The following is a 24,208-nucleotide window of genomic DNA, read 5'->3' on the forward strand; positions in this document are numbered from 1 at the left end:
ACATGTGCGGATTCACAACCAGACAGCTCGTCGGAAGCTGCGGCGAGGACGTCAAGCCCCCCTTCCCGCTCCTCTGCTAGCGGAATTCCCTGCACCAGCATGCGGGCCCTGAGTGTGCGCTGTTCACCTTGGCCTGATAGTTCGAAGCGGATGCTGCCTCGAGTCGATCGCTGACTAACGGTCGTTTCGCCCCGACAATATTTATGTCAAACCGATATCTCGGGGTAGGTAACGTCGCTGTCTCGCCGGACTATGTAAAAGTGCTCGATTTCCTTGATCGAGTGACTGAGCTCGGATACGCGGATATTGGTGAACTCATTGAGCTAGCGCGTCAGCAACGCACACTCAATTTCCAGCTCCCGGTACCTCTGGAACAACTGGAACATCTCGACTTTCTGCCTGATTTCAACTCATTGCTGCTGGAAACCCCAATCAAAAAAATTTCAAACCTATATCACCTCTGTGAACGCCCCACCGTATGACTGCGGTAGGGCATTTGGCGTGCCTGCTTTTTGGCTCAGCACGCTTATCACTTGAGAGGATTTACGTATGTATACCCCTTGCCCTCGCTGCAACTCTGAACGAGTCATCACGAAAAACATCGGAAAGCAAACAGGTGGTTTGATTGGCGCCGCTGGCGGGGCGGCCAGTGGCACTGCTGGCGCCCTATCGGGAGCGGAAGCCGGCGCGGTGCTGGGAGCAATCGGCGGCCCCGTCGGCATCGCGGTGGGAGGTATTGCCGGCGCCCTTCTCGGCGGGCTGTTTGGCGGCGTCGCCGGTGGTCTCGCCGGCGCGACGATTGGAGAACAGATTGATGACAAGGTTCTGGACAACTACCAATGCGTGGAGTGCGGTCATCGCTTTAGCGTCAGGCGTTAAGTCGTTGTGAACCGGCGGCGTTTTCGTAGAAACGCTGCCTTTTATCGATTATTTGTCAGGAATCGTTCCCATGGTTCATCTTGTTGAACAAATGGCTTTCGTTGGAGCCACGCCTTGGCATGGCCTGGGCAGTCGCCTCTCCCCCAAACAACCCCTCGAAGTCTGGCAGCGGGAAGCAGGTATGGACTGGAAGATCCAGGATAGCCCAGTGCATTTCAAATCCGAGAGCATCGGTGCTCTTGGATCAATTCACTCTTTCCCTGAACAGAAGGTGCTGTATCGCTCTGATACTAAGTCCCCGTTGTCAGTGGTCTCCCACCGCTACCAGGTTGTGCAGCCTCGTGAAGTACTGGAGTTCTACCGGGATCTGACTGAGGTTTCGGGCTACGAGCTGGAAACTGCTGGAGTGCTCAAAGGCGGTCGCAAGTTCTGGGCGCTGGCTCGTACTGGGCAAGGCACAGCGTTGAAGGGCAACGACCAGGTGAATGGCTACCTGCTGCTGGCCACCTCCTGTGACGGCACCTTGGCCACCACAGCAACCCCCACTACCGTGCGCGTGGTCTGCAATAACACTCTGACCATCGCCCTGGATGGCACTACCCGCGCGATCAAGGTACCGCACAACACGCGCTTCGATCCGCAGGCAGTGAAAAAACAGTTGGGTATTGCTGTTTCTCAATGGGATTCCTTCATGCACAGCATGCGCGCACTGGCTGAGCGCAAGGTGCAGTGGCATGAAGCGATGGGCTTTTTCATGAACGTACTGTGTGATGCCAGTCCTAACAGTCCGCTACCAGCAGTACTTCCAAACGAGCGGGCGCTGCGCAAAGTCCAAGGGTTGTATGAAGGCCAAGGTCGTGGAGCGACGCTTGAATCAGCCCAAGGAACTGCGTGGGGCTTGCTCAACGCCGTGACAGAGTATGTCGATCATGAGCGACGTGCCCGAAGTACTGAATACCGCATGGACTCTGCTTGGTTTGGCCAAGGTGCTGTCATCAAACAACGCGCCCTGCAGGCAGCACTGCAACTCGTCGCCTAGCTCCACCCACCTACTCAACTATTAAAGCGCCTGGACAGCTTGTGCTGGCTGGGCGCTTTTTATTCCATACTGGAAAACATCATGGGCATGCAAACGCTACAACAACCTAGCAGCAAAACCCGTCCGGCGTTGCGCCTGGTGGGCACGAAACAACTGCCGCGCGAGGACTGGTTGGCCGTGCGCAAACAAGGTATCGGCAGCTCGGATGCCGCCGCGGCCGTCGGACTTAACCCGTATAAATCCCAGTTGGAGTTGTGGCTGGAGAAAACCGGACGTGACACCTCACTCCCCAAGCTTGATCCGCAGGATGAGGAAAGCCCGGCTTACTGGGGAAACATCCTCGAGCCAATTGTTGCGACCCATTACACCAAGCGTAGTGGCCATCGGGTACGACGCATCAATGCGGTGCTGCAGCACCCTGATCCTAAACTGCCCTGGATGCGGGCCAATATCGACCGCGAGGTTATCGGCGCGCCAGAGGTGCAGATCCTCGAATGCAAAACCGCCGGCATAAACGGAGCACACCTCTGGAAAGACGGCGTGCCCGAGTATGTGCAGTTACAAGTCATGCATCAGCTCGCAGTGACTGGCAAGCAGGCGGCGGATGTGGCGGTACTGCTCGGTGGCCAGCACCTGGAAATCCATCGCATCGAACGTGACGAGTCACTGATTGCTCGGCTGATCGACCTGGAGCGGATGTTCTGGGACTACGTCGTCAGTGATAGCCCCCCGCCAGCAGACGGCTCTGCCTCGGCGGAGCAGGCGCTGCGCTGTCTGTACCCACAGGACAGTGGGCACAGCCTGGACTTTAGCCAAGACACGCTGCTCTGTACGACCTTTACCGAACTGCAGAGCGTGCGCGAGTCGATTGCTCTGCAGGAGAAGCAAGAAGCTCAACTCAAGCAAACGTTGCAACAGGCCATAGGCGATGCCAGTCGGGCGACCTTCTCAACCGGCTGCATCACTTGGAAGAAAGCCAAAGACAGCGTGACCCTGGATATCCCCCGTCTGCTAAAAGAAAAGCCCCATCTACAAGTGCGCTACTCGACCACCAAAACCGGCAGTCGGCGTTTTCTGCTGGCCTGAACGCTCGTTCGCTTTTCCCTTATTACAAAGCCCTTTCTCTCCAACGCCACCCTGGCCGCTTACGCAGTCTCGGTGGCGTTTTTATTTCAGGCACAGGAGAACTCCCATGCTAAAAGGTTTAGCCATCACACCGCCAATTTTGGGCCGAATATCTATCGGCAAGGTCGTCGAAAAGAACGGCAAGCGTCTGCCGGAAAAGGACGATCAATTCACCCTCACCTCCCAAGTACAGAGCCGTGACGGCTGGTTACTGCATCCCCTTAACGAAGAACTGCGCAATGGCCAGGACGGCAAACTGCGCAGCATTCCGATCCGGCTGCTGTTCAACGAGCCAGACCTAAACTTTCGGGCTGACTACAGCCTGTTCGACCGTAACACTGGCCGGCCGCTGTGCGTCGGCAATGGCGAAACCTGCAAGCGTTTGACCAAGGACGGCATTCAGTCATTGCCCTGCCCTTCACCGGATGGCTGTTCACTGGCTCAAGGCAATGCCTGCAAGCCTTACGGCCGGCTCAACGTAGTGATTGGTGATGAAGATCCGCTGGGCAGTTTTGTCTTTCGCACCACAGGCTACAACAGCATCCGCACCCTGGCAGCGCGTCTCCATTACCTGCAAGCAATCTCCGGCGATCGACTGGCCTGCCTACCGCTGGAGTTGCGTCTGCGGGGCAAGTCCACTCGCCAAAGCCACGGTACACCGATTTTCTACGTAGACATCACAGTACGCAGTGGCCTTGGCATGGAGGATGCCTTACTCGCAGCCATGCAATTGGAGGAGACCCGACAAGCCTCTGGCTTTGACCAGAGCGCCTTGGATCAAGCGGCCCGGCAGGGCTTTGACAATGGAGCCTTTGAAGACAGCGAGGAAGATACCAGTGCCATCGTAGAGGAGTTCTTTCCCCCCCTTGAGGATCAGCACAACCACATAGAACTTCAAGCCCAACTGGCAGCGCCTGAAAAACCCTCACTCGCCCAAAAGCTGGAGTCGCAAGCCTTGCGATACAAAAACAGGCCGTCGGTTCAGTAACCCCTTCTCAAACTCTTCTGCGTTCTCCCTATTCGCTCAGGAATGCCCGCATGAAATATCACAAGCTGATAGCCGGTGAAACAACCGGCACCTATGTCATGGAATCCCCAGTTACCGAGGCTGACATCCTGCAAATGGCGCAACAACTGGCAATGAGTCGTCTGTCTAAAGGCCGGGCATTGACTGAGCCAAAGCAGGTTTTTAGCCACCTGCAAACACTGCTGCAGTACCACGAGTACGAAGTCTTTGCGCTACTACTGCTCGACAGCAAACACCGAGTTATTGCCTTCAGGGAGCTATTCAGAGGCACGCTGGATGGTGCCAGCGTGTACCCTCGAGAAGTGGTCAAGATTGCGTTGGAGCACAATGCGGCAGCGGTGATTCTGGTACATAACCATCCATCCGGCGATCCTGAACCCAGCCAGGCCGATCGCACGCTAACCCTGGCGCTCAAGAACGCCCTCAGCATGATTGGCACCCAGACGCTGGATCACATTGTTGTAGGTCATGAAGGCTGCGTATCACTGGCTGAACGAGGTTACCTTTAATTCCTATGTTCGCACCGTCCGATGGACTGCCCTTGGCGTTGCCAGGGTGGTCATCGGCACGGTGCCCTTCTATTCATTTTTTTGTCGTGATTCTGCGTTGCGCTCAGCTTCTACTGCATCCGAAACCATGGGAACCATCCCCAAAAACCTTCGTGCTCGACTTACACAGGTAGCTCGCACGATGGAAGAAGGCGGCCTGTCCGGCTATCTCGTCGCGATGCATGTGATAGTAAGGATTTTGTGGAATCTCGACCAACCCCCTGACAGCCTCTACTGACAACCCTAAAGCACTTGCCCACGCTCCTTCCAAGCGATTAAACATGTTGTCTCTGCCTGATTCGAGCTTACCCAGTGCATTGAAGGCATCGTAGTTCAGCAAGATCGCAAAGTGATGATGTGGCCGCCCGTGCTGCCCTTGCTCCCTGGCCCAGACGTAACGAACCTTGGTGTCGTGTGCATACTTATTCACAAGTTTCGCCATTTGGCGATTGTGCTTGATCTTGGCTTTAAAGGATTCGATGAAACGGTCAACAACCTCGTTCGTGAAAGCGTAATTGGGCAATTGAATGTTAGCTGGTAGCCGTAGGTCAAACCTGAGTGCAAATACACGAGGGTACTGATTAAGCGCTCGAGATAGCGTCTGATGAAGACGGCTTAGGTACTCTTGAATGAAAGGCCCCTTATCCACTTGCACGACCAAGCCTTGATAATAGGCTTCGCAATGAAGGGTTAGGTTTGTGTTGCCTGGATGTCTAGCCATGATGGAGCTCCGAGTATTTAGTTTCATATAGTCAGGACTCCAAGTACATTTTTACCTTACATCTAAGAATGCGGAGCACAATATTGTGCTCCGCTTAGTGAGACTACCACCCCTTCAATATGCCTCCATTACACTCAACAAGTAAAGACAAGCCAAGCTCATAACAGAGATGCTGTATAAGCATAGTACCAATACCGAGACACTCTGACGGCACCACACCAAATGAAACACCCGCAAACCCTGTCAAAACGCAACATTATAGAAACCACAATCACTCTGGAAAAATGCCATGAAGGAACTTGTCCTTCATGGTGTTAACTGAACCTAGCTAATTAAGCTTCCAAAGCCAACCCCAGTAGAACGTCAAGTACTCTTGCTCACCAGTTGATCCCGCTCTTTAACTTTACTCAGTATCCAATCGTGAACTTCACTTTCCAGCCAACCTACGCAACGGTCCCCCAAGGAAATAGGTTTGGGAAACAAGCCCCCCGAAATAAACTTGTAAATCGTAGATCTAGCAAGGCCAGTGAGATCCATGACCTCTTTCAATCGAATTATCCTCATGAACGCAGCTCCTGTATTCGTCCAGAGGATTGGCAAGCCCAGTAAAAATTAACGTGCTACCGACCCTACCCCACATCCAGGAGGAGGAGCCTTGCGAGCCAACCGTGGCAGTACAGCGCACCAAATGTAAACAGACGCAAAAATTGCTTGTGAAGCAGAGCGACCCAATTTCGCGAGAACGCAGCTGCTACAGGCAGTCGGCACCCCCAGTAAAGGCTGAAAAAGACAATATTTAATCTACTAGAGATACCCTTGATTGACACGCGAATGATGGTAGATTACACCTCCATTCCTACTTCAATCACGCTAGAAGGATCCTAAAGTGGCACTACACATTGAAGACGCTCTGTCCCAGGTTCTCGGCGAAACGGAATACAACAACCGCCACGACATATGGCTGTGGTACACACTTGGATTCTACGAAACTACATTTAACCCGAATGACTATTTCGATACTGGCATGAGAGACAAAATGGCCAGATATCTACAAACCAGGTCATGGAGAGTCGACGAACTACTGAAAGAAAGACGCAAACAACTTGTCCACAAAAGAGATATTGAATGGATAGCAGAAGACCGTCGCACAACAGAGTGGATGACAAGAGAAATTCAAAATTCGACCGGACACAGCCAACTCAACAACTACTTTGACCTCACAGGAAAAGATCTACCTATAGCGATCCTCGACGTATGGCAAGGAGACATAACCCAAAAAACAAAACTACTTAGAGATCTTGAACAAAAATGGAAAAGCCACAAAGCAAACGACAAGGTGTATGCCTGGTTTAAAGGTGACGACCAAAAAAGCCAATTCGCTTGGGAGTGGCTAACAAAGAACTCCTTCGCCGCCACACTTGGATCAACCCCCTTCGAAACATTCGAAGACGTCTTGATTTTTTTTGACAACGCGAATTACTCACGAGAGCAAGAAGAACTTTATATAGGAAAGATTAAAAAAGGATGGACTCAGAAAAAATACAGAGAAAATCTAAAAGGAAAGGCTCAGTACAACTTCGTTCTTTCAGACTCGGCGATTGAAAGCCTCGAAGAGCTGGCAAGTCGCTATGAAATTAGCCGAGCAAGGCTCTTAGAGATACTGATAGAAATGGAAGCAGAAAAGAATGACCACATACCCGAAAAAATCAGAACCTTACAACTGCTAAAAAGCCCATAAATCAAAAATAGCACCAAACTTACTTTAGCTCGCCCTCGACTGGGGAGGTTACCCCTTAGAAGCTGTAATTCTGACGGAGCTGCTCGATTCATCACTTAGTACAATCTAGGGCTGCATCTGATTGAGTGCAGGTAGAACAAATCAACAGTGACCGCTCCATGAACAATGCACTCAAGGCCGCTATGTCATTCCCGATGCGCCCCCCTTTCTCTCTAGACAAGAAGCTTGAAGGGGAGAACTGGAGGCACATTTCGGAGCTGAACATCCAGTCATTCGAGAGTGTGATCGCCTGGTTCGTTTGCAGGGCATTAAGCACCGTCTGCCGCGTGACCTTGGGAATGGGGAGCGTTGAAGTGCGTCATCTGGATCGGCAGGGAGAACTGCCCTCGGGCCCGAAGCGTTACCGGCACGGCCAGGACACCTGCAATGCCACTTGCCCGACACAAGAGGAGCGCCAGGGCATCTGGCTGTCGCTTGGCTTAATGCAAGGGCCTCGATGTGCATACTGTGAGGGGCCAATGGGTGAGGGAAGTCGTCATATCGAACACTTCCGCTAGCGCCGGAGTTATCCCCTGGGTACGTTCGACTGGAGTAACCTATTCGGCTACTGCAACCGCGCTGGAACATGCGGTAAGGCCAAGGACCAATGCGGAGTGAACCCGCCAGGGAGGCTAATCAAGCCAGATATCAAAAACCCCGACTCCTTTCTGGTGTTCAGCCCCCGGAGGTACGTGGAACCAAGGGCGGGCCTGAATGCGGACGATCGTCTTCGTGCCAGCGAGACTATCCGCGTTCTTGCACTGAACGGTGCCCTGAATCAGATTCGTCGCGGAGAGCTCTGAATCTAAGAAGATTCGCGGATGGTATTCCAAAAGGTATTCCAATAAAAAATTTAACCGAAAATAATCGATTAAAATCAGTATCTTAGAGATCCTGTTCAGATTACCCCGGCCCACCAAATACGAAGCAAGACAAAACCCGCCCAGTGCGGGTTTTGTTGCATCTGGGGTTCGGTAATCCAGAGCTCCCCGCCCTGCAGGAGCGGGCTTGCTCCGGGCGGCGATCCGACGAAGACGCCAGTCAGACCACCGCAAAACGGCCGCAGCCAAATCAGCCAACGTCGCAACGCCCTTCGGAGAAGCCCATGCGCCAAGCCCTCCTGATCATCGACGTGCAACCCAGCCTCACCCCACCCCAATGGCTCATCGAAGGCATCCGCGCATTGATCGGCACCCTGCCCAGCGTCGCCACCATTGAACGCCATGACGAATCCAGGACCCCCTTCCAGAAACAACTGGGCTGGCACCCCGCTCCGGACGGCGACAGCGTGATCGACGCCGACCGAATCTTCATCAAGCACGGCGACGCGCAATCGCCGCAAACCCCGACTGTCACAGGAGCCGCTGTTCAACAACCTCGTTTGCCACAGAAGCATTCAGGAAGCAGAACATGAGCATCCGGATTCTCGCCCTCCTTGCGGCGGTGGTTTGCCTGCCAGCACAGTCCGCCAGCGAAGTCGTCCCTCGGGTCGAGCATGTCACTTTCGACAACGGCGCGGACAACGTCAGGATCTCCGACTCGATCAAGGGCCGGCTGACCGCCGAGTACCGCCTGCGCGCGAAAGCGGGCCAGATGCTGACGGTCGACCTCAAGCCTTCCAATGCTTCAGCCTATTTCAACATCACCGCCAAAGGCGAGGAATACGCGCTGTTCAACGGCTCGATCATGGGCAATCACTTCCTCGGACCGCTGCCTGCCGATGGCGAATACGTTGTCCGGGTGTACCTCATGCGCAACGCCGCGAGGCGCAACGAAGTGGCGAATTACAGCCTCTCGTTAAACCTCGGCGCCCCAGAGGCCGATAAAGGCAGGCCTTTCGACCAGACGCTGGAACTGCAGGGCATTGTTTTTCACGTGACTCAGGCGTCGGTCGATGGCCGCCAGGAACTGCGCATTTCCCCCCAAGGGCTGGAAATAGATAATTCAGCCATCCCTCACCCCCTGAGCGGCGACATCGCCCGGGCAGAAATCGGGGACCTTGATCGGGATGGCTCACCGGAAATTTACGTCTTCGTCAGGTCACCCGGGCGCGGATTGCCCGGCGAGCTCGTCGCCTACGCCGCCAACCGAAAAAAATCCCTCAGTGCTATCTATCTGCCACTGGTCAGCGAAGACCCGAAGATTGCCGAGGGGTATCGGGGCGAGGACGAGTTTGCCGTGGTGGAAAATGCATTGGTGCAGCGGTTTGCGCTGTATGACAGTGCCGACGCTTCGGCGGGGCGGACCGGGAAAATGCGCGAGATTCAGTATCGGTTGGTGCCTGGGGAGGCGGGATGGATTTTGCAGAGGCACAAGGTGACGGAGCATTGAGCCATTTGGGGTGCGACCAAACGCATGGCGGCTGCATCCGCGGAAAAAACCACGCCCCCTTCTACACTCAACCACATCCTCTCACTCCCCCGCCAAAAGAGCCCAAATGACCGCACTCAAAGACCGCCTCAAGCAAGGCAAGGATGCTCGCAAGAAGTGTCCGCGTAATCAGCACGCAGCGCAGGGTAAAACCAGTCTCGATCCGATTCCGCTGATCAAGGCGTCGAGCGCGGGGCGCGTCAGATCGCTGGTCGAATTGCGATATGGGCGCATGCTGGTATCGCCCTTCACCTTCTTTCGCGGCAATGCGTTGCTGCAGGCGCACGACTTGGCCGGGACACCGGACATGGGGCTGGTTTCGCCGATCTGTGGCGATTGTCACCTGATGAATTTCGGTGGTTTTGCCACCCCCGAGCGCAACCTGCTGTTCAGCGTCAACGACTTCGACGAGGTCCATCCCGGCCCCTGGGAATGGGACCTGAAGCGCCTGGTGGCCAGTTTCCTGGTGGCCGCCCGCGACTTGCGCCATGGCAGTTCGGTGGAAGAAACCGTCTGCCATCAACTGGTGGGCGCTTATCAGCAAACGATGCTCGAGTGTGCCGAACAAAGCGCGCTGGACACCTGGTACGAGTCCATCACCTATGACGACTTGCGCGAACAGGCGAACAAAAACACCGTGGAGCATGTGCAGCGTGCGATAGACAAAGCCGAACGGCGTACCCATGCGCAACTGCTGCCGAAAATCAGCGAGCGCGACAAACAAGGTCGCCTGATCATTCGCGACGACCTGCCGGAAATTTTCCACCTGCACAACCACACCACCTTGCTGGATGCCGACGATGACTGGCTGCGGCTTTCGGACTGGCGGCCGCTGTACGAGACTTTCCTGCGCGACTACCGCAGCACGCTGCAAACCGACCGCCGCGAGCTGCTGTCGCGCTATGAGGCGCAGGACATGGCGTTCAAAGTGGTGGGTGTCGGCAGTGTCGGTACGCGTTGCCTGGTGGCGCTGCTGACCGACGAGCAGCAATTTCCGTTGTTCCTGCAATTCAAGGAAGCGCGACGCTCGGTGCTCGCAGGTTACGTGAAGACCAGGACTCGGGCCCGGCATGAGGGTCAGCGCGTGGTTGACGGCCAACGCCTGATGCAATCGGCCAGCGACCTGTTCCTCGGCTGGACCACCGGCCCCAGTGGGCGGCACTTCTACGTGCGGCAATTACGCGACATGAAGGTCTCGGCCGAACTGGAGACTTTCGACGGGGAAGCGTTCGCGGCCTATGGACAGCTGTGCGGGCGCGCCCTGGCCCGAGCGCACGCCAAGGCTTCAGGGCACGCGGCGTCCATCAGCGGCTACATCGGCAAGAGCGAGGCCCTGGCCGATGCGCTCTATCAGTATGCCAAGGGCTATGGCGAGCAGAACGAGCGCGACTTCGAACGCTTCCAGCAAGCGTGTCGCAAGGGCAAATTGCGCGCGCGCTCGGAAGCGGATTTTGCGGCGGATCATTTGCCTTAAGCCCGATTGCATGTTCCACGACTAAAAACCCCAAGCGCGCTCCTTGCAGTGAGGCCCCGCCGATCTATATGATAAGTATTATCATTTGTGATACTGACCCATCGGCGCTCTCACTCCATGCTTCCATCTCCTCAAACCAGCTTCTGCGACGTGGCCGTGCTCTACCGACAGCAGCACAGCTGGCTACAGAACTGGCTTCGGCGCCGGCTCAATTGTTCGCAAAGCGCGGCGGACCTGGCGCAGGACACGTTCATGCGGCTGCTGGCCAAGGAGCAGGTGCCGCCGTTGCATGCCCCGCGCACCTTCCTGGCGAAAGTGGCGCAAAGCGTTTTATCCAATCATTACCGCCGACAAAAACTCGAGCGCGCCTATCTTGAGGCGCTGGCGGCGATGCCGGAACAGGTGGCGCCAAGCCTGGAGACCCAGGCGATCCTGTTGGAAACCCTCATTGCCCTCGACGCCGCCCTCGATGGTCTGGAACGGCCGGTGCGCGAGGCGTTTCTCTGGTCGCAAGTCGACGGCCTGAGCCACGGGGCAATCGCCGAGCGGCTCGACGTCTCCATTACCACGGTCAAGCGCTACATCATCAAGGCCGGTGCGATGTGCATCATGCTCGATGAGAGCCTGGACCCACTATGAACCCCCAGGATACGTCCTCGATCTCAAGCGAAGTGGCCGAACAGGCCATGCATTGGCACCTGGAACTCCAGGAGCACGACGTCAGCGAAGCCACCTTGGCCGCCTGGATGACCTGGCGCCAGGCGCATCCCCAACACGAGCGCGCCTGGCAACGGGCCGAAGCCTTCTTCCTGCGCATGGGTGACCTGCGCAGCCCCGGCCAGCGCTCCCTGGCCCACGCCACCTTGCGACCTGGCCTGTCGCGGCGCACGGCAATCAAGCAGTTGAGTGTGTTGCTGGCGGCGGGTGCCGCTGCCTGGAGCATGAAAGACTCCGCGCTCCTGCAAGACTTCAGCGCCGATTACCACAGCCGCATCGGCGAGCAGCGGCGCGTGGCCCTGGCCGACAACACCCGGGTACAGCTCAATACCGACAGCGCCATCAAGGTGCTTTTCGAGCGCGAAACCCGGCGTATCCATCTGTTGCGCGGCGAGATACTCGTCACTCGCGACAGCATCCCCGACGGCCGCCTGTTGTCGGTCGACACCCCCGACGGTCGCCTAGAAGCAGCGCTTGCACGCTTTAGTATCAGGCAGCGCGCCGGGCTCACTCAGGTAAGTGTCTATCAAGGCACGCTGGTCATCAGTCCCGCGCGACAACCCCATCCGCCCATTGCGCTGAAGGCTGGCGAGCAGGCCAGTTTCAACGGCGAAGGCCTGCTGTCCCGACACGCCGTGGCCCTGACACCGCCTGCCTGGAGCCAAGGCATGCTGGTTGCCCAGGGCCAACGCCTGGCAGACTTCCTCGATGAACTGAGCCGCTATCGCCGCGGGCATCTGGCCTGCGATCCGGTGCTGGCGGATGTGCGTGTGTCAGGCACGTTCCCCCTGGCCAATACCGAACGCATCCTCTTCGCGGTCGCCGATACGCTGCAACTCGACGTCCAGCAATTCACCCGCTACTGGGTCACGTTGAAGCCCCGAATAGCCTGACGCTCAAATTATTTTGCGCTTGGGTGGTCCGTTTTCGATTCTCGCGAGACTTAAACCCCCAGACACTCAATTCAATGGGGAAACAACTCGTGGACTTCACCGCACGCAAACGCCAGGGCTGGCAACTATCACTCAAACAAAACCTGGCTGGCGCAGTGGTTCAAGGCATCACTTGCATGACCGCGACCGTGCCCATGCTGATACTGCCCACCTGGGCCGCGGCCGCCGAGCAGACGCAGGCGGATTTCGATATCCCCGCCGGCCCCCTGGCCCCGGCACTGAGTCGATTCGGCCAGACCGCGCACATTCTACTGTCCTACCCCACGTCGTTGACCGAAGGGCGCACGACGCCGGGGCTCAAGGGGCGTTATGACGCGGACCAGGGCCTGGCGATTTTGCTCGCAGGCACAGGGCTTGAGGCCAGCCGTGGTGCCAACGGCAACTACACGCTGCAAGCCGGTGCCAGTGACGCCCTGGAACTGAGTGCCGTGTCCATTTCCGGCAAGGCGCCGGGCTCGACCACCGAAGGCACCGGGCTCTACACCACCTACTCGTCCAGTAGCTCGACACGCCTGAACCTCACGCCCCGGGAGACCCCGCAATCGCTGACGGTCATGACCCGCCAACGCCTGGACGACCAGCGCCTGACCAACCTGACCGACGCCATGGAAGCCACTCCCGGCATCACGGTGATACGCGATGGCCTGGGTTCGGAAACGGATGCCTACTGGTCCCGCGGCTTTGCGATCCAGAACTACGAAGTCGACGGCGTGCCCACCAACACGCGCCTGGACAACTACTCCCAGAGCATGGCGATGTACGACCGTATCGAAGTCGTGCGCGGCGCCACCGGCCTGATCAGCGGCATGGGCAATCCGTCGGCGACCATCAACCTGATCCGTAAACGCCCGACCGCCGAAGCCCAGGCCAGCATCACCGGCGAAGCCGGGAACTGGGACCGCTACGGCAGCGGCTTCGATGTGTCCGGCCCGCTGACCGAGAGTGGAAACGTGCGCGGGCGACTGGTCGCCGACTACAAAACCGAGAAAGCCTGGATCGACCGTTACAACCTGCAATCGCAGCTGATCTACGGCATCACCGAGTTCGACCTGAGCGAAGACACCCTGCTGACCATGGGCTTCAGCTATCTGCGCAGCGACGTCGACTCGCCGCTGCGCTCCGGCCTGCCCACGCGTTTCAGCACCGGTGAGCGCAGCAACCTAAAACGCTCACTCAATGCAGCGCCGGATTGGTCGTATAACGATCACGAGCAGACCAGCTACTTCACCTCCATCGAACAGCAATTGGGCAACGGCTGGAGTGGCAAGATCGAATACACCCACGCCGAAAACAAATTCGACGAGTTGTTCAACTTCGCCATGGGCGACCTCAACCCGGATGGCAGCGGCCTGTCGCAACTGCCCGTGCGATTCTCCGGCACCCCGCGCCAGGACAACCTGGACCTGTACGTTACCGGTCCCTTCGGCCTGTTCGGTCGCGAGCACGAGCTGATCGGAGGCATGACCTTGTCCAAGTACAAGGAGAACGTCCCGGGCTGGGGCGGCTGGCGTTATGACTATGCCGGCTCCCCGGCAGGTGCCATCGACAACCTGTTCACCTGGGACGGCAACTCCGCGAAGCCTGCGTTCACCGAGAGCGGCAAATCATCGATAGACGAAGATCAGTACGCCGCCTACCTGACCTCGCGCCTGAGCGTGACCGACGACCTGAGCCTGATCCTTGGCAGCCGGGTCATCAACTGGAAACGCGACACCTCGGATCGCCCTTATGGAGGCGAGGAAACCGAGGTCAATCGTAAAGAAAACGGCGTGTTCATTCCCTATGCCGGCGTGGTCTATGACCTCAATGACACCTGGTCGCTGTACGCCAGCTATACCAAGATCTTCAACCCGCAGGCGTCGTGGGTCACGGACGAAGACAACAAGCCGCTGGACCCGATGGAAGGCAAAGGCTACGAGATCGGCATCAAGGGCACGCACCTTGATGGCAAGCTGAACTCCAGCCTGGCCCTGTTCAAACTCGAGCAGGATAACTTGGCGATCTGGCAACACGACAACGTCTACAGTGCCGAACAGGACACCACGTCCAAGGGCATAGAGCTTGAGCTCAACGGCGAACTCGCCGAAGGCTGGCAGGCGTCCGCCGGTTATGCGTATTCGGTCACTACCGATGCCGACGACCAGCGCATCAACACCAACCTGCCGCGTAATAGCGTGAAGACCTTCACCAGCTACCGCCTGCACGGGCCGCTGGACAAAGTGACCCTGGGCGGCGGTGTCAACTGGCAGAGCAAAGTCGGTGCCGACCTGCACACCTTCAGCCAGGGCAGCTACGCGGTCACCAACCTGATGGCGCGTTACGACATCAGCCAGAACCTCAGTGCGTCGGTGAACCTGAACAACGTATTTGATCGTGAGTACTACAGTCAGTCCGGCCTGTACGGCGTCTACGGCGCCCCGCGCAACGTGATGACGAGCTTCAAGTACAGCTTCTGACGTACGGTGTTGTCGATAGCAGAGCGCACGGCTTCAGGGGTGCGCTCGTACACCGGGCAACACATGAACTTTTCTTCACCACGGGTTCAGGCAACTCCCTGTACAGTTGCCCTCGCTCATTCAAGAAACTACGGTTTGCCCGCCCTCCCGCGGGCTTTTTTTTGTCTTGCGAAATGTCCTACTCCGGAACACATCCCGGGGAAAACTCCCACAGGTCTTTCAGGTTGTCGGTCGGAAGGGGGCTGTTTAGCCTTTGATGGTCACTGACGACTCAGTGATCGGGTGCGAGATCCCGGCAAACAGAGGTCAATCATCTTGGAAAACTTAACCCCCGATCCCCCCTTCGAAACCACCAAACCCTATCGCCCCAGCCCCTTCTTCACGATCCTCCCCGACATCAACTCCGAAAGCCTCCTCGCCCACGCCTGCGAGTCACTGGCTTCAGCCAGCGTCCTGCTCAATGATTTCGCCACCTACCTTAACGGCCCCCAGCGCAACACCGCGCTGGGGATTGCGCAGATCGTCATGCTGGCGGAGCTGGTTGTGAACAGGGCGCTGGATAATGTCGATCCGCAGGGCTAAGAAAGTAGACCGCGTTATCGTTTTTCGCGAGCAAGCCCGCTCCCACATTTAGTCTGCGGCGTATGCAAACTCTGCGGCCACCGAGAGACTATTGTGGGAGCGGGCTTGCTCGCGAAAGCAATTTGCCAGGCAACAAAAAAACCGAACACCTCACTCGAACTGCGGGCTACGCCATTTAAAACCTGTCTCAACCCGCAATTTGCGACTCTGCAATAAATCCCGATGCTTCATCCTTTTGCAGCACCGGCATCTCCAACCGCGCTCTTCCGTAAAACGCCAGCGCCGTCAGTAAACACGCCAGCCACACGAAGATCCCGGCCCAGAAGGTGTGGGACATGTAGTGCCAGCCCTGCACCACCCGCGTCGTGCCATAGACAAACCCCAGGGCCAGCGAGCCGTACATGATTGCCTTGGAATATCGCCAGCGGTAACGGCGGGCAACGAAGTACAGCGCGAGCATGGTGAATCCACCGGAGGCATGCCCGCCCGGCCAGCAGCGACCGTCACCGGCGACTTTGAGTAAATCGAAATTCTCGTACCACTCCTTGTGCTCGATCTTGCCGCCGTACTGGGTCGTCTCGATCGGGCAATACACACTGGTATGGCCCTTGAGGTAGTGGATGACACCGGTACTGACGGAGAACGCGAACACCACGTAGAGGAAATCCCGACGATGTTTGCTGGCAAAGCGCAGCACCGGCGCGACCTTGATCTTTTCCAGGAAGGCGATGATTTTCGCGTGCTTTTCCGCTTTCAGACGCGGCCAGAGAAACGACAGCAAGGCTCCGATAATGGCGATTTCGCCAGTCCAGTTCGGAATGATCCGCGCCCATTTATGGGTGATCTTTTCGAACAGGTGCACATGGTCCAGCGGGAACGTCTTCGTCACCGGATCATAAAACAGATCGTTGAAGGCGATGTCGATCCGGGTCAGGTCGAACATCAGGAACACCACGACCGCGCAGGCCAGTGGAATACCGAAGTTCACCCAGTAAAAACGCGAGCGGGAAGCCGTCAGCATGGTGTGTCCTGGTGACAGAGTGAATTCATTCGGTGGTCACCGAGTGCCAGTCCGAGGCCTCGATGAAACCGAGTATGTGCGGCGGTTGCAGCGCTAGGGTGGTAACGAAAAGCGAGGCGCCGTAACCAAGGGTCGAGATGGGCAACTTGAGATCCTTTTGCAGTTGCGCCATGCATTCGCTGTGGGTCACCAGGATCAGGTTGCGCCCAGGGACCTTGTGCGCCAGGGCGTCGCGCAACATCGTGCCCTTGCAGTTGACCAGCCAGTCGTCGCCGGGGTCGACCTTGTTGAACATGTACCCGCTGGTCTGCGCCGTACGCACCATCGGGCTGTTGTAGATGTCGGCCTTCCCCAGCCCAAGCTGCTCGAACTGCGCACCGACTGCCACCGCAACACTGCGCGAGCGATCGGTAATGCCATCGTCGCCACTCAGGCAGGGGGCACTGGAGTGATCGCAACGCTCGACATGGCGCACCAGCACGATCATGTCGCCCCTGGCCCAACCCGCCAACAGCGCCCGCGCGCCTTCCACGTTGCCATGGGCCAGGTCCGGCACGGCGGCAGGCCGTAACAGCAGGACCGTCAAGGGGATCGCCAGCAATGCCGAGGCCAGCACCACGATCGCATTGCGATAAGGGGTAAAACGGCCCAGATCGATCGACCGGTTTATTCCCAAAAGCCTCAGTCTCAGTTCCACATCAAGCCGCCTCGCCGGCATGCAGCCTTCGTTTGATGGCGCGAGGGTAATGAGGGGGGCGTCGGTAGCCGGTGAAACCAATGTGAAAAAAAGCTTAAGCCTGTGGCAAAAGCCAATGACAGCATCCATCCGACAAAATCCTTTCAGCTCTCGTGATTGCTGCCGATACAGACCTGCTACCCACCTTGCTGGCGCCTAAAAACAACAATCTTCCAGCCAACCGACGATCAAGAAACACCACGTTCCTGGAGGAATTTTGATGAATAGCTGGTTCGGCAACATCAGCGTGAACCTGAAACTGGGCTTGGGCTTCGGCCTGGTCCTGGCCCTGACCTGCATCCTCGCCCTGACCGGCTGGACCAGCCTGGGCAGCCTGATTGACCGCAGCAACTGGATGAGCGACATCACCCAGCTCAACGCCGGCCTGACCAAGCTGCGCGTGGTGCGCCTGCAATACATGCTGACCAACGGTGACGAAGCCACCGCGCAGAACGTGCAGACCACCCTGCAAGCTTTTTCCGATCAGCAGCAAGCGCTGCTGGCGAAGTTCAAGAGCCCGGAAAATCTCAAGCTGCTCAAAGAGCAAGGCACCGTCATCGACGCCTACAAGACGTCCCTGGCCAAGATGCGCGACGCCTACCGCACCGGCAACAGTGCGCGCGACGTCATGGGCGCCAACGCCGAAACGGCCAGTACGCTGATCGATGATCTGAACAGCCGCGTGCAACAACTGCCGCCGAGCGATCAGCGTCTCGAACAGTTCCAGGCCATCACCGCGGCCAAGCAAGCGTTCTTGCTGGCCCGCTACGAAGTGCGTGGCTACACCGCGACCACCAATGCCGAGACCGAGCAAAAAGCCGTGGCGCAACTTGACGCCGCCATTGCCAGCCTGAAACAGCTAAACGTCCATCTCAGCGACGTTCAGCCCGAGGCCCTGCGTCAACTGGAGGCCGCGCTGGGCAACTACCGCAGTGCCTTGCAGGCTTACAAAGCGGCGAACAGCAATGCCGTGCAGGCGCGCAAGGAAATGACCGACCAGGGCGCGGCCATCGTCAGCCTGAGCGAGCAGCTGTATCAGATCCAGCTCGACCGTCGTGACGCTGAAAGCGCCCAGGCGCGTACCCTGCAACTGATCAGCACCCTGCTGGCCTTGTTGGTGGGCATTATTGCCGCCGTCATCATTACCCGGCAGATCACTGGTCCCTTGCGCGAGACCCTGGCCGTGGTCGATCGCATCGCCAGCGGCGACCTGTCCCAGGACGTCAAGGTCACACGCCGCGACGAGCTGGGTGTCTTGCAACAAGGCATTGCGCGCATGGGCGTGACCCTGCGCGACCTGATCAGCGGTATTCGCGACGGTGTCACCCAGATCGCCAGCGCGGCCGAAGAACTGTCGGCGGTGACCGAGCAGACCAGCGCCGGGGTCAACAGCCAGAAAGTCGAGACCGACCAGGTCGCCACCGCCATGCACGAGATGACCGCCACCGTGCAGGAAGTCGCGCGCAATGCCGAGCAAGCCTCCCAGGCCGCCGCCGCGGCGGATGGCGAAGCACGCGCAGGGGACAAAGTGGTCGCTGAAGCCATCACCCAGATCGAACGCCTGGCCAGCGAGGTGGTGCGCTCCACCGAAGCCATGGGCCTGCTGCAACAGGAAAGCGACAAGATCGGCAGTGTCATGGACGTGATCAAGGCCGTGGCCGAACAGACCAACCTGCTGGCGCTCAACGCCGCCATCGAAGCGGCACGCGCCGGTGAAGCCGGACGCGGTTTTGCCGTGGTGGCCGACGAAGTGCGGGGCCTGGCCCAACGCACGCAGAAATCCACCGAGGAAATCGAAGGCCTGGTGGCCGCCCTGCAGAACGGCACCCAGCAAGTGGCGACCGTGATGAACAACAGCCGCGCCCTGACCGACAGCAGCGTAGCCCTGACCCGCAAGGCCGGCGCCTCACTGGAAAACATCACCCGCACGGTGTCCAACATCCAGTCGATGAACCAGCAGATCGCGGCCGCTGCCGAGCAGCAAAGCGCGGTGGCCGAAGAGATCAGCCGCAGCATCGTCAACGTGCGCGACGTGTCGGAACAGACCGCTGCGGCCAGCGACGAGACGGCGGCGTCCAGTGTCGAACTGGCGCGGCTGGGGAATCAGTTGCAGATGATGGTGAGTCACTTCCGCGTCTGACGTTCGCTGCGCGGTGCATGAAAGATCCATTCGCGAGCAGGCTCGCTCCCACAGATTCTTTGAGCATCCTGTGGGAGCGAGCCTGCTCGCGAAGGCGATTTAACGGTCAATGAAGGCACTCAGGCTTGCCAAGGATTGATCACCTCCAGCCCGGAAAACTCGAAATCACGAACATTGCGGGTGGCAATCGGTGCTCCGTGGATTCGGCAGACGGCGGCAATCTGCGCATCAGCCATCGACACAGCCCGTCCCTTGGTTTCACAACCCGCCACCAGCGTCGCGTACTCGGCTGCGGCATGCACATCAAATGGCAATATCCTTCCAGCGAAGTCTTCTTCAAACATCGCCATCGCATGGGCTTCAAGCTTTTGTTTGCGCTTGCCAGACGGGAGGCGGGCGATACCATGGAGAATTTCCGCTACGGTAATGGCAACAATGGCCAGCTCCATGGCAGGTTGCGCATCGACCCAAGCCAGAACCTGAGCATCAGGTTCAACCCGCATAAACTCCGACAGAACATTGGTATCGAGCACTATCATTCGGAGAAATCTACCGCAGTTGCTTTCTCCTGCCGTGCAGGCAAATCGAGCTCAACGCCACCGCACGCACCAAACCTGCTACGAATTCTGCTGCCGAGCCCTCCCGCACGATCGACTGTAGCCAAAGCTCTACCCAGGATAAGGCGGGCTTCCTCTTCCATCGAATGCCCGTTATGAGCAGCCGCGATTCGTAACTGCTCCTTTATCTGATCGTCCAAATTTCTAATTGTGATACTGGCCATAACGACTCCTGCAATCGATGAAATCATTGATTGCAGGCTAGCACATCATGCCCCGATAAAGACTCGAAAATTTGCCATATGGCCTGGCCCACTCATCGCATTGGTAAACACCAATGTCACAGGAACCCCGCACGCAAATCCCCTTCCCGCGCCAAAAACCGCCCTTCCCTGCGCCCGTTCGCCTGGCCGTCCTGATAACTCAACACCCCGTTGACCCACACGCCATCGATACCTTCGGCCGCCCGTTGCGGGTCGTTGAAGTCGGCCACGTCGCGAATGGTCGACGGGTCGAACAGCACCAGGTCGGCCCAGTGGCCTTCACGGATCTCGCCCCTTTGCTTCAAACCAAATCGCGCCGCCGACAAGCCGGTCATCTTGTGCACGGCGGTGTGCAGTGGAAACAGGCCTACGTCACGACTGAAATGGCCGAGCACCCGTGGGAAGGCGCCCCACAGGCGTGGATGGGGAAACGGGTCTTCCGGCAGGCCGTCGGAGCCGACCATCGACAGCGGGTGCGCGAGGATCCGTCGCACATCGTTTTCGTCCATTCCGTAGTACACCGCGCCGGCCGGTTGCAGCTGGCGGGCGGCATCGAGCAAGGACAGGTTCCACTCGGCGGCGATGTCCATCAGGTCACGCCCGCCCATCTGCGGGTGCGGCGTGGACCAGGTGATAGTAATGCGGTGGGCATCGGTGACTTGCTTGAGGTCCAGGGTCGAGGAACTGGCGGCATACGGATAACAATCGCAACCCACCGGGTGGGTCTTCGCGGCCTGTTCCAGGGATGCCAGCAGTTGCGGGCTGCGCCCCCAGTTACCGGCACCGGCACATTTGAGGTGGGAAATGATCACCGGGGATTTCGCGTGACGGCCTATCTGGAACGCCTCGTCCATGGCCTCCAGCACCGGCTCGAATTCGCTGCGCAAATGGGTGGTGTAGACCGCGCCGAACGCGGTCAACTCTTCGGTCAGTTGCATCACCTCATCGGTGGAGGCCGAGAACGCACTGGCGTAGGCAAGACCGGTGGACAAGCCCAGGGCGCCGGCCTCGAGACTGTCGCGCAGTTGCTCGCGCATTGCGGCAATTTCTTCTGCCGTGGCGGTGCGGAACAGGTCGTCGAGGTGGTTGCTGCGCAGCGCGGTATGGCCCACCAGCGCGGCGACGTTGAGCGTGGTGTTCGCCGCCTCGACCGCCGCACGGTAATCGCTGAACCTGGGGTAAACAAACGCCGCTGCGCTGCCAAGCAGGTTCATCGGGTCCGGTGGATCGCCGCGCAGGCTCACCGGCGACGCGCTGATTCCGCAATTGCCGACGATCACCGTGGTCACGCCCTGGCTGAGCTTGGGCAGCATTTGCGGCTGACGGATCACCACCGTGTCGTCGTGGGTGTGCACATCGATGAAGCCGGGCGCCAGCACGCGCCCGGCGGCGTCGATTTCTTCGGTGGCACGGGCCTGCTGCAAGTCGCCGATGCGCTCGATGCGCCCATTGAGGATGGCCACGTCGGCCGGGTAGCCAGGGCTGTTGCTGCCGTCGATGACCAGGGCATTGCGAATCAGCGTGTCGTACATCATGTCAGTCTCCCAGCGGCAGGTGATCGTCGCCGCCGCGGTAATCGTCCAGGGCGAGTTTGATCCGCCGCAGGCGCTCTTGATTGTCTTGAGGATTGGCCAGTGCCAGCTCGGTGGCAAGCACATCGATGGCGAGCAACATGCCGTAGCGTGCCGCTGTCGGCTTGTAGATGAACGAGGTCTCGGCGCTTTGCAGCGGCAGCACGATGTCGGCCAGTTGCGCCAGCGGCGAATCGCCTCGGGTAATGGCCAGGATGCGCGCGCCGTAGTTGCGAGCCAGTTCCACGGTTTCCAGCAGCTCGGGGGTGATGCCCGTCAGTGAACAGACGATGACCACCTGATCGGGACTGAGACTGGCCGCCGTGATGCGCATCATCACCGCGTCGTGACAGACCGCGATCGGGTAGCCAAGGCGCACCAGGCGCACCTGCAACTCATCGCTGCACAAGGTCGAGCAGCCACCCATGCCGAAAGCGTGAATCATCCGCGCCTTGCCCAGCAGTTTCACCGCATCGGCGAACCGCGATTCGTCGAAGGCCGACAGGTGCTGGCGCAGGGTGGATTCGATATCGCCGACAATCTGCCCGTAGAATGCCGACTGCTCCGGCGTGCCCGCCGGGTCGAGAAAACGGCTGCCGACGCCGCTGGCCTGGGCCAGTTGCAAACGCAGGTCGCGCAGATCCTTGCAGCCAACCGTACGGGCGAAACGCGACAGCGTGGCGGTGCTGACTTCAGCGCGCAGCGCCAGCTCATCGAGGCTGGCGGAGGCGGCAAAGCCCACATCGTCGAGCATCAGGCGCGCAATGCGTCCCTCGCCTGCGCTGAACGAGTCCTGACGGGCGCGGATCTGGTAGAGGATGTCCATGGCAGGCGGCTCCGGCTAAATCAGGTAGGAAAGGCCCACGGTCAGGCCGAAGGCGACGAGCGAGATCAGGGTTTCCAGCACCGTCCAGGTCTTGAAGGTCTGGGTGACCGTCATATTGAAGTATTCCTTGATCAGCCAGAAGCCGCCGTCGTTGACGTGGGAAAAAATCACCGACCCCGCCCCCGTCGCCAGCACCAGCAACTCCGGATGCGGATACCCCATGGCGACGGCTACGGGCGCGACCACGCCCGAGGCGGTGGTCATGGCCACGGTGGCAGAACCGGTGGCGATGCGCATCAACGCGGCGAACAACCAGCCCATCAGCAAGGGCGACAAATGAAATTCGTGGGCCAGGCCAACGATCTGGTCAGTCACGCCAGCGTCCACCAGAATCCGGTTCAGGCCGCCGCCGGCGCCCACCAGCAGGGTGATGCTGGCGGTCGGCGCCAGGCATTCGTTGGTGAACTTGAGGATCGACTCGCGATTGAAACCCTGGGCCAGGCCGAGGGTCCAGAAGCTCAACAAGGTCGCCAACAGCAACGCGATGACCGAGTTGCCGATGAACAGCAGGAACTGGTTGAGGCCGCTGCCCGGGGTGGAAATCAGGTTGGCCCAGCCGCCGATCAGCATCAGCACCACCGGCAACAGGATGGTCGCCATGGTCAGGCCGAAACTCGGCAGGCTGTCGCGCGGTTCGCGCTCCAGGAACTGCCGCTCCAGCGGATTTTCCGCCGGCAGCTGGATGCGTGGCACGATGAATTTGGCGTACAGGGGACCGGCGATGATCGCCGTGGGAATGCCGATCGCAATCGCATACAGCAACGTCTGCCCCACCGACGCCTGGTACACCTGCACCGCCAGCATCGCCGCCGGGTGCGGCGGCACCAGCGCATGCACCACTGAAAGGCCGGCGACCATCGGCAGGCCGACCATCAGGATCGACACGCCAACCCGCCGCGCCACGGTGAACGCAATCGGCACCAGCAACACGAAACCGACTTCGAAGAACAACGGCAAACCCACCAGGAAGGCGATGCAGACCATCGCCCAATGCGCGTTCTTCTCGCCGAAGCGGTCGATCAAGGTGCGCGCCACCTGCTCGGCGCCACCGGACTCGGCCATCATCTTGCCGAGCATGGTGCCCAGCGCCACCACCAGCGCGATATGCCCCAGGGTCTTGCCGACACCCGCCTCATAGGCCCCGACCACGCCGGACGGCGGCATGCCCGCCACCAGCGCCAGGCCGATGGAAATCAGGGTGATGACAATGAACGGATTGAGCCGGTAACGGGCGATCAGCACGATCAGCGCGATGATGGCGACAGCGGCATACACCAGCAGCCAATAGCCGAAGGACGGGGTCATGCGGTACTCCTCGAGAGGGTCACGTCGAAAGTTTTGTGAAACTCTTAAAACATTTCGAGGA

24 protein-coding genes and 2 pseudogenes are annotated in these 24,208 nt (G+C 58.6%); 17 read left to right on the forward strand and 9 right to left on the reverse strand.

Annotated elements, in window-relative coordinates:
- Window positions 1-203: 203 nt before the first annotated feature.
- From ACYP2Q_RS19650 to radC, 6 genes are all read left to right on the forward strand, one after another.
- Window positions 204-482, forward strand: a complete 279-nt coding sequence (locus ACYP2Q_RS19650) for a hypothetical protein (RefSeq protein WP_459732055.1) — start codon at window positions 204-206, stop codon at window positions 480-482.
- Between the two features lie 67 nt (window positions 483-549).
- On the forward strand, window positions 550-879 hold the full coding sequence (locus ACYP2Q_RS19655; protein WP_459732056.1) for a hypothetical protein: 330 nt from the start codon (window positions 550-552) through the stop codon (window positions 877-879).
- Between the two features lie 70 nt (window positions 880-949).
- A complete protein-coding gene (locus ACYP2Q_RS19660) occupies window positions 950-1,918 on the forward strand; it encodes a DUF932 domain-containing protein (protein ID WP_459732057.1) in 969 nt (322 codons plus the stop codon).
- An 81-nt stretch (window positions 1,919-1,999) separates the two neighbouring features.
- The gene (locus tag ACYP2Q_RS19665; protein WP_459732058.1) at window positions 2,000-3,004 is read left to right on the forward strand and encodes a YqaJ viral recombinase family nuclease; all 1,005 of its coding nucleotides are present in this window, start codon (window positions 2,000-2,002) and stop codon (window positions 3,002-3,004) included.
- Between the two features lie 106 nt (window positions 3,005-3,110).
- Window positions 3,111-4,031 (forward strand): recombination directionality factor, encoded by a 921-nt coding sequence (locus ACYP2Q_RS19670; protein ID WP_459732059.1) that lies wholly within the window; start codon window positions 3,111-3,113, stop codon window positions 4,029-4,031.
- A gap of 50 nt (window positions 4,032-4,081) precedes the next feature.
- A complete protein-coding gene (gene radC / locus ACYP2Q_RS19675; protein ID WP_459732060.1) occupies window positions 4,082-4,579 on the forward strand; it encodes a RadC family protein in 498 nt (165 codons plus the stop codon).
- 103 nt (window positions 4,580-4,682) lie between these two features.
- Here the strand turns inward: radC and ACYP2Q_RS19680 are convergent, their stop codons facing one another.
- Together ACYP2Q_RS19680 and ACYP2Q_RS19685 are read right to left on the reverse strand one after the other, a co-directional pair.
- Window positions 4,683-5,339, reverse strand: a complete 657-nt coding sequence (locus ACYP2Q_RS19680) for an inovirus Gp2 family protein (RefSeq protein WP_459732061.1) — start codon at window positions 5,337-5,339, stop codon at window positions 4,683-4,685.
- A 363-nt stretch (window positions 5,340-5,702) separates the two neighbouring features.
- The gene (locus ACYP2Q_RS19685; protein WP_459732062.1) at window positions 5,703-5,903 is read right to left on the reverse strand and encodes a helix-turn-helix transcriptional regulator; all 201 of its coding nucleotides are present in this window, start codon (window positions 5,901-5,903) and stop codon (window positions 5,703-5,705) included.
- A gap of 322 nt (window positions 5,904-6,225) precedes the next feature.
- On the opposite strand from ACYP2Q_RS19685, the gene ACYP2Q_RS19690 reads away from it, so the two are divergent.
- From ACYP2Q_RS19690 to ACYP2Q_RS19730, 9 genes and pseudogenes are all read left to right on the forward strand, one after another.
- Window positions 6,226-7,077, forward strand: coding sequence for a hypothetical protein (locus tag ACYP2Q_RS19690; RefSeq protein WP_459732063.1), 852 nt, complete (start codon window positions 6,226-6,228; stop codon window positions 7,075-7,077).
- Between the two features lie 158 nt (window positions 7,078-7,235).
- Window positions 7,236-7,634, forward strand: coding sequence for a hypothetical protein (locus ACYP2Q_RS19695; RefSeq protein WP_459732064.1), 399 nt, complete (start codon window positions 7,236-7,238; stop codon window positions 7,632-7,634).
- Window positions 7,635-8,221: 587 nt separating this feature from the next.
- Window positions 8,222-8,461: pseudogene (locus tag ACYP2Q_RS19700) on the forward strand (hydrolase); the annotation flags it as partial.
- Window positions 8,462-8,526: 65 nt separating this feature from the next.
- On the forward strand, window positions 8,527-9,447 hold the full coding sequence (locus tag ACYP2Q_RS19705) for a hypothetical protein (protein WP_459732065.1): 921 nt from the start codon (window positions 8,527-8,529) through the stop codon (window positions 9,445-9,447).
- A 106-nt stretch (window positions 9,448-9,553) separates the two neighbouring features.
- Complete coding sequence (locus ACYP2Q_RS19710; protein ID WP_459732066.1) at window positions 9,554-10,960, forward strand: DUF2252 domain-containing protein; 1,407 nt, start codon at window positions 9,554-9,556, stop codon at window positions 10,958-10,960.
- A 117-nt stretch (window positions 10,961-11,077) separates the two neighbouring features.
- Window positions 11,078-11,599: a sigma-70 family RNA polymerase sigma factor gene (locus tag ACYP2Q_RS19715; RefSeq protein WP_459732067.1), complete on the forward strand. Its 522-nt coding sequence runs from the start codon at window positions 11,078-11,080 to the stop codon at window positions 11,597-11,599.
- Window positions 11,596-12,570, forward strand: a complete 975-nt coding sequence (locus tag ACYP2Q_RS19720; RefSeq protein ID WP_459732068.1) for a FecR domain-containing protein — start codon at window positions 11,596-11,598, stop codon at window positions 12,568-12,570. Before ACYP2Q_RS19715 ends, ACYP2Q_RS19720 begins: the two co-directional genes overlap by 4 nt.
- A 176-nt stretch (window positions 12,571-12,746) precedes the next feature.
- A complete protein-coding gene (locus tag ACYP2Q_RS19725) occupies window positions 12,747-15,086 on the forward strand; it encodes a TonB-dependent siderophore receptor (protein ID WP_459732097.1) in 2,340 nt (779 codons plus the stop codon).
- Between the two features lie 315 nt (window positions 15,087-15,401).
- Entirely contained in the window at window positions 15,402-15,668 is a 267-nt protein-coding gene (locus tag ACYP2Q_RS19730; protein ID WP_459732069.1) for a DUF6124 family protein, read from the forward strand.
- A gap of 187 nt (window positions 15,669-15,855) precedes the next feature.
- Here ACYP2Q_RS19730 and ACYP2Q_RS19735 read toward each other — a convergent pair whose 3' ends face one another.
- Both ACYP2Q_RS19735 and pmrG read right to left on the reverse strand, forming a co-directional pair.
- A complete protein-coding gene (locus tag ACYP2Q_RS19735; RefSeq protein WP_459732070.1) occupies window positions 15,856-16,689 on the reverse strand; it encodes a phosphatase PAP2 family protein in 834 nt (277 codons plus the stop codon).
- A gap of 25 nt (window positions 16,690-16,714) precedes the next feature.
- Window positions 16,715-17,386 (reverse strand): lipopolysaccharide core heptose(II)-phosphate phosphatase PmrG, encoded by a 672-nt coding sequence (gene pmrG / locus ACYP2Q_RS19740; protein ID WP_459732071.1) that lies wholly within the window; start codon window positions 17,384-17,386, stop codon window positions 16,715-16,717.
- Window positions 17,387-17,780: 394 nt separating this feature from the next.
- Here pmrG and ACYP2Q_RS19745 point away from each other — a divergent pair.
- Both ACYP2Q_RS19745 and ACYP2Q_RS19750 read left to right on the forward strand, forming a co-directional pair.
- Window positions 17,781-18,659: pseudogene (locus ACYP2Q_RS19745) on the forward strand (methyl-accepting chemotaxis protein); the annotation flags it as partial.
- Between the two features lie 201 nt (window positions 18,660-18,860).
- The gene (locus tag ACYP2Q_RS19750) at window positions 18,861-19,565 is read left to right on the forward strand and encodes a methyl-accepting chemotaxis protein (protein ID WP_459732098.1); all 705 of its coding nucleotides are present in this window, start codon (window positions 18,861-18,863) and stop codon (window positions 19,563-19,565) included.
- 119 nt (window positions 19,566-19,684) lie between these two features.
- Here ACYP2Q_RS19750 and ACYP2Q_RS19755 read toward each other — a convergent pair whose 3' ends face one another.
- The 5 genes from ACYP2Q_RS19755 to ACYP2Q_RS19775 form a co-directional block, all read right to left on the reverse strand.
- The gene (locus tag ACYP2Q_RS19755; RefSeq protein ID WP_459732072.1) at window positions 19,685-20,104 is read right to left on the reverse strand and encodes a PIN domain-containing protein; all 420 of its coding nucleotides are present in this window, start codon (window positions 20,102-20,104) and stop codon (window positions 19,685-19,687) included.
- Window positions 20,101-20,346, reverse strand: coding sequence for a FitA-like ribbon-helix-helix domain-containing protein (locus tag ACYP2Q_RS19760; protein ID WP_408601057.1), 246 nt, complete (start codon window positions 20,344-20,346; stop codon window positions 20,101-20,103). The genes ACYP2Q_RS19755 and ACYP2Q_RS19760 overlap by 4 nt, the downstream gene beginning before the upstream one ends.
- A 116-nt stretch (window positions 20,347-20,462) precedes the next feature.
- Window positions 20,463-21,920, reverse strand: coding sequence for an N-acyl-D-amino-acid deacylase family protein (locus tag ACYP2Q_RS19765; protein ID WP_459732073.1), 1,458 nt, complete (start codon window positions 21,918-21,920; stop codon window positions 20,463-20,465).
- 1 nt (window position 21,921) lies between these two features.
- Window positions 21,922-22,782: a MurR/RpiR family transcriptional regulator gene (locus ACYP2Q_RS19770; protein ID WP_323628139.1), complete on the reverse strand. Its 861-nt coding sequence runs from the start codon at window positions 22,780-22,782 to the stop codon at window positions 21,922-21,924.
- A 15-nt stretch (window positions 22,783-22,797) separates the two neighbouring features.
- On the reverse strand, window positions 22,798-24,147 hold the full coding sequence (locus ACYP2Q_RS19775) for a GntP family permease (RefSeq protein WP_459732075.1): 1,350 nt from the start codon (window positions 24,145-24,147) through the stop codon (window positions 22,798-22,800).
- Between the last annotated feature and the right edge of the window lie 61 nt (window positions 24,148-24,208).

This window comes from Pseudomonas sp. MHK4, from assembly GCF_054600775.1.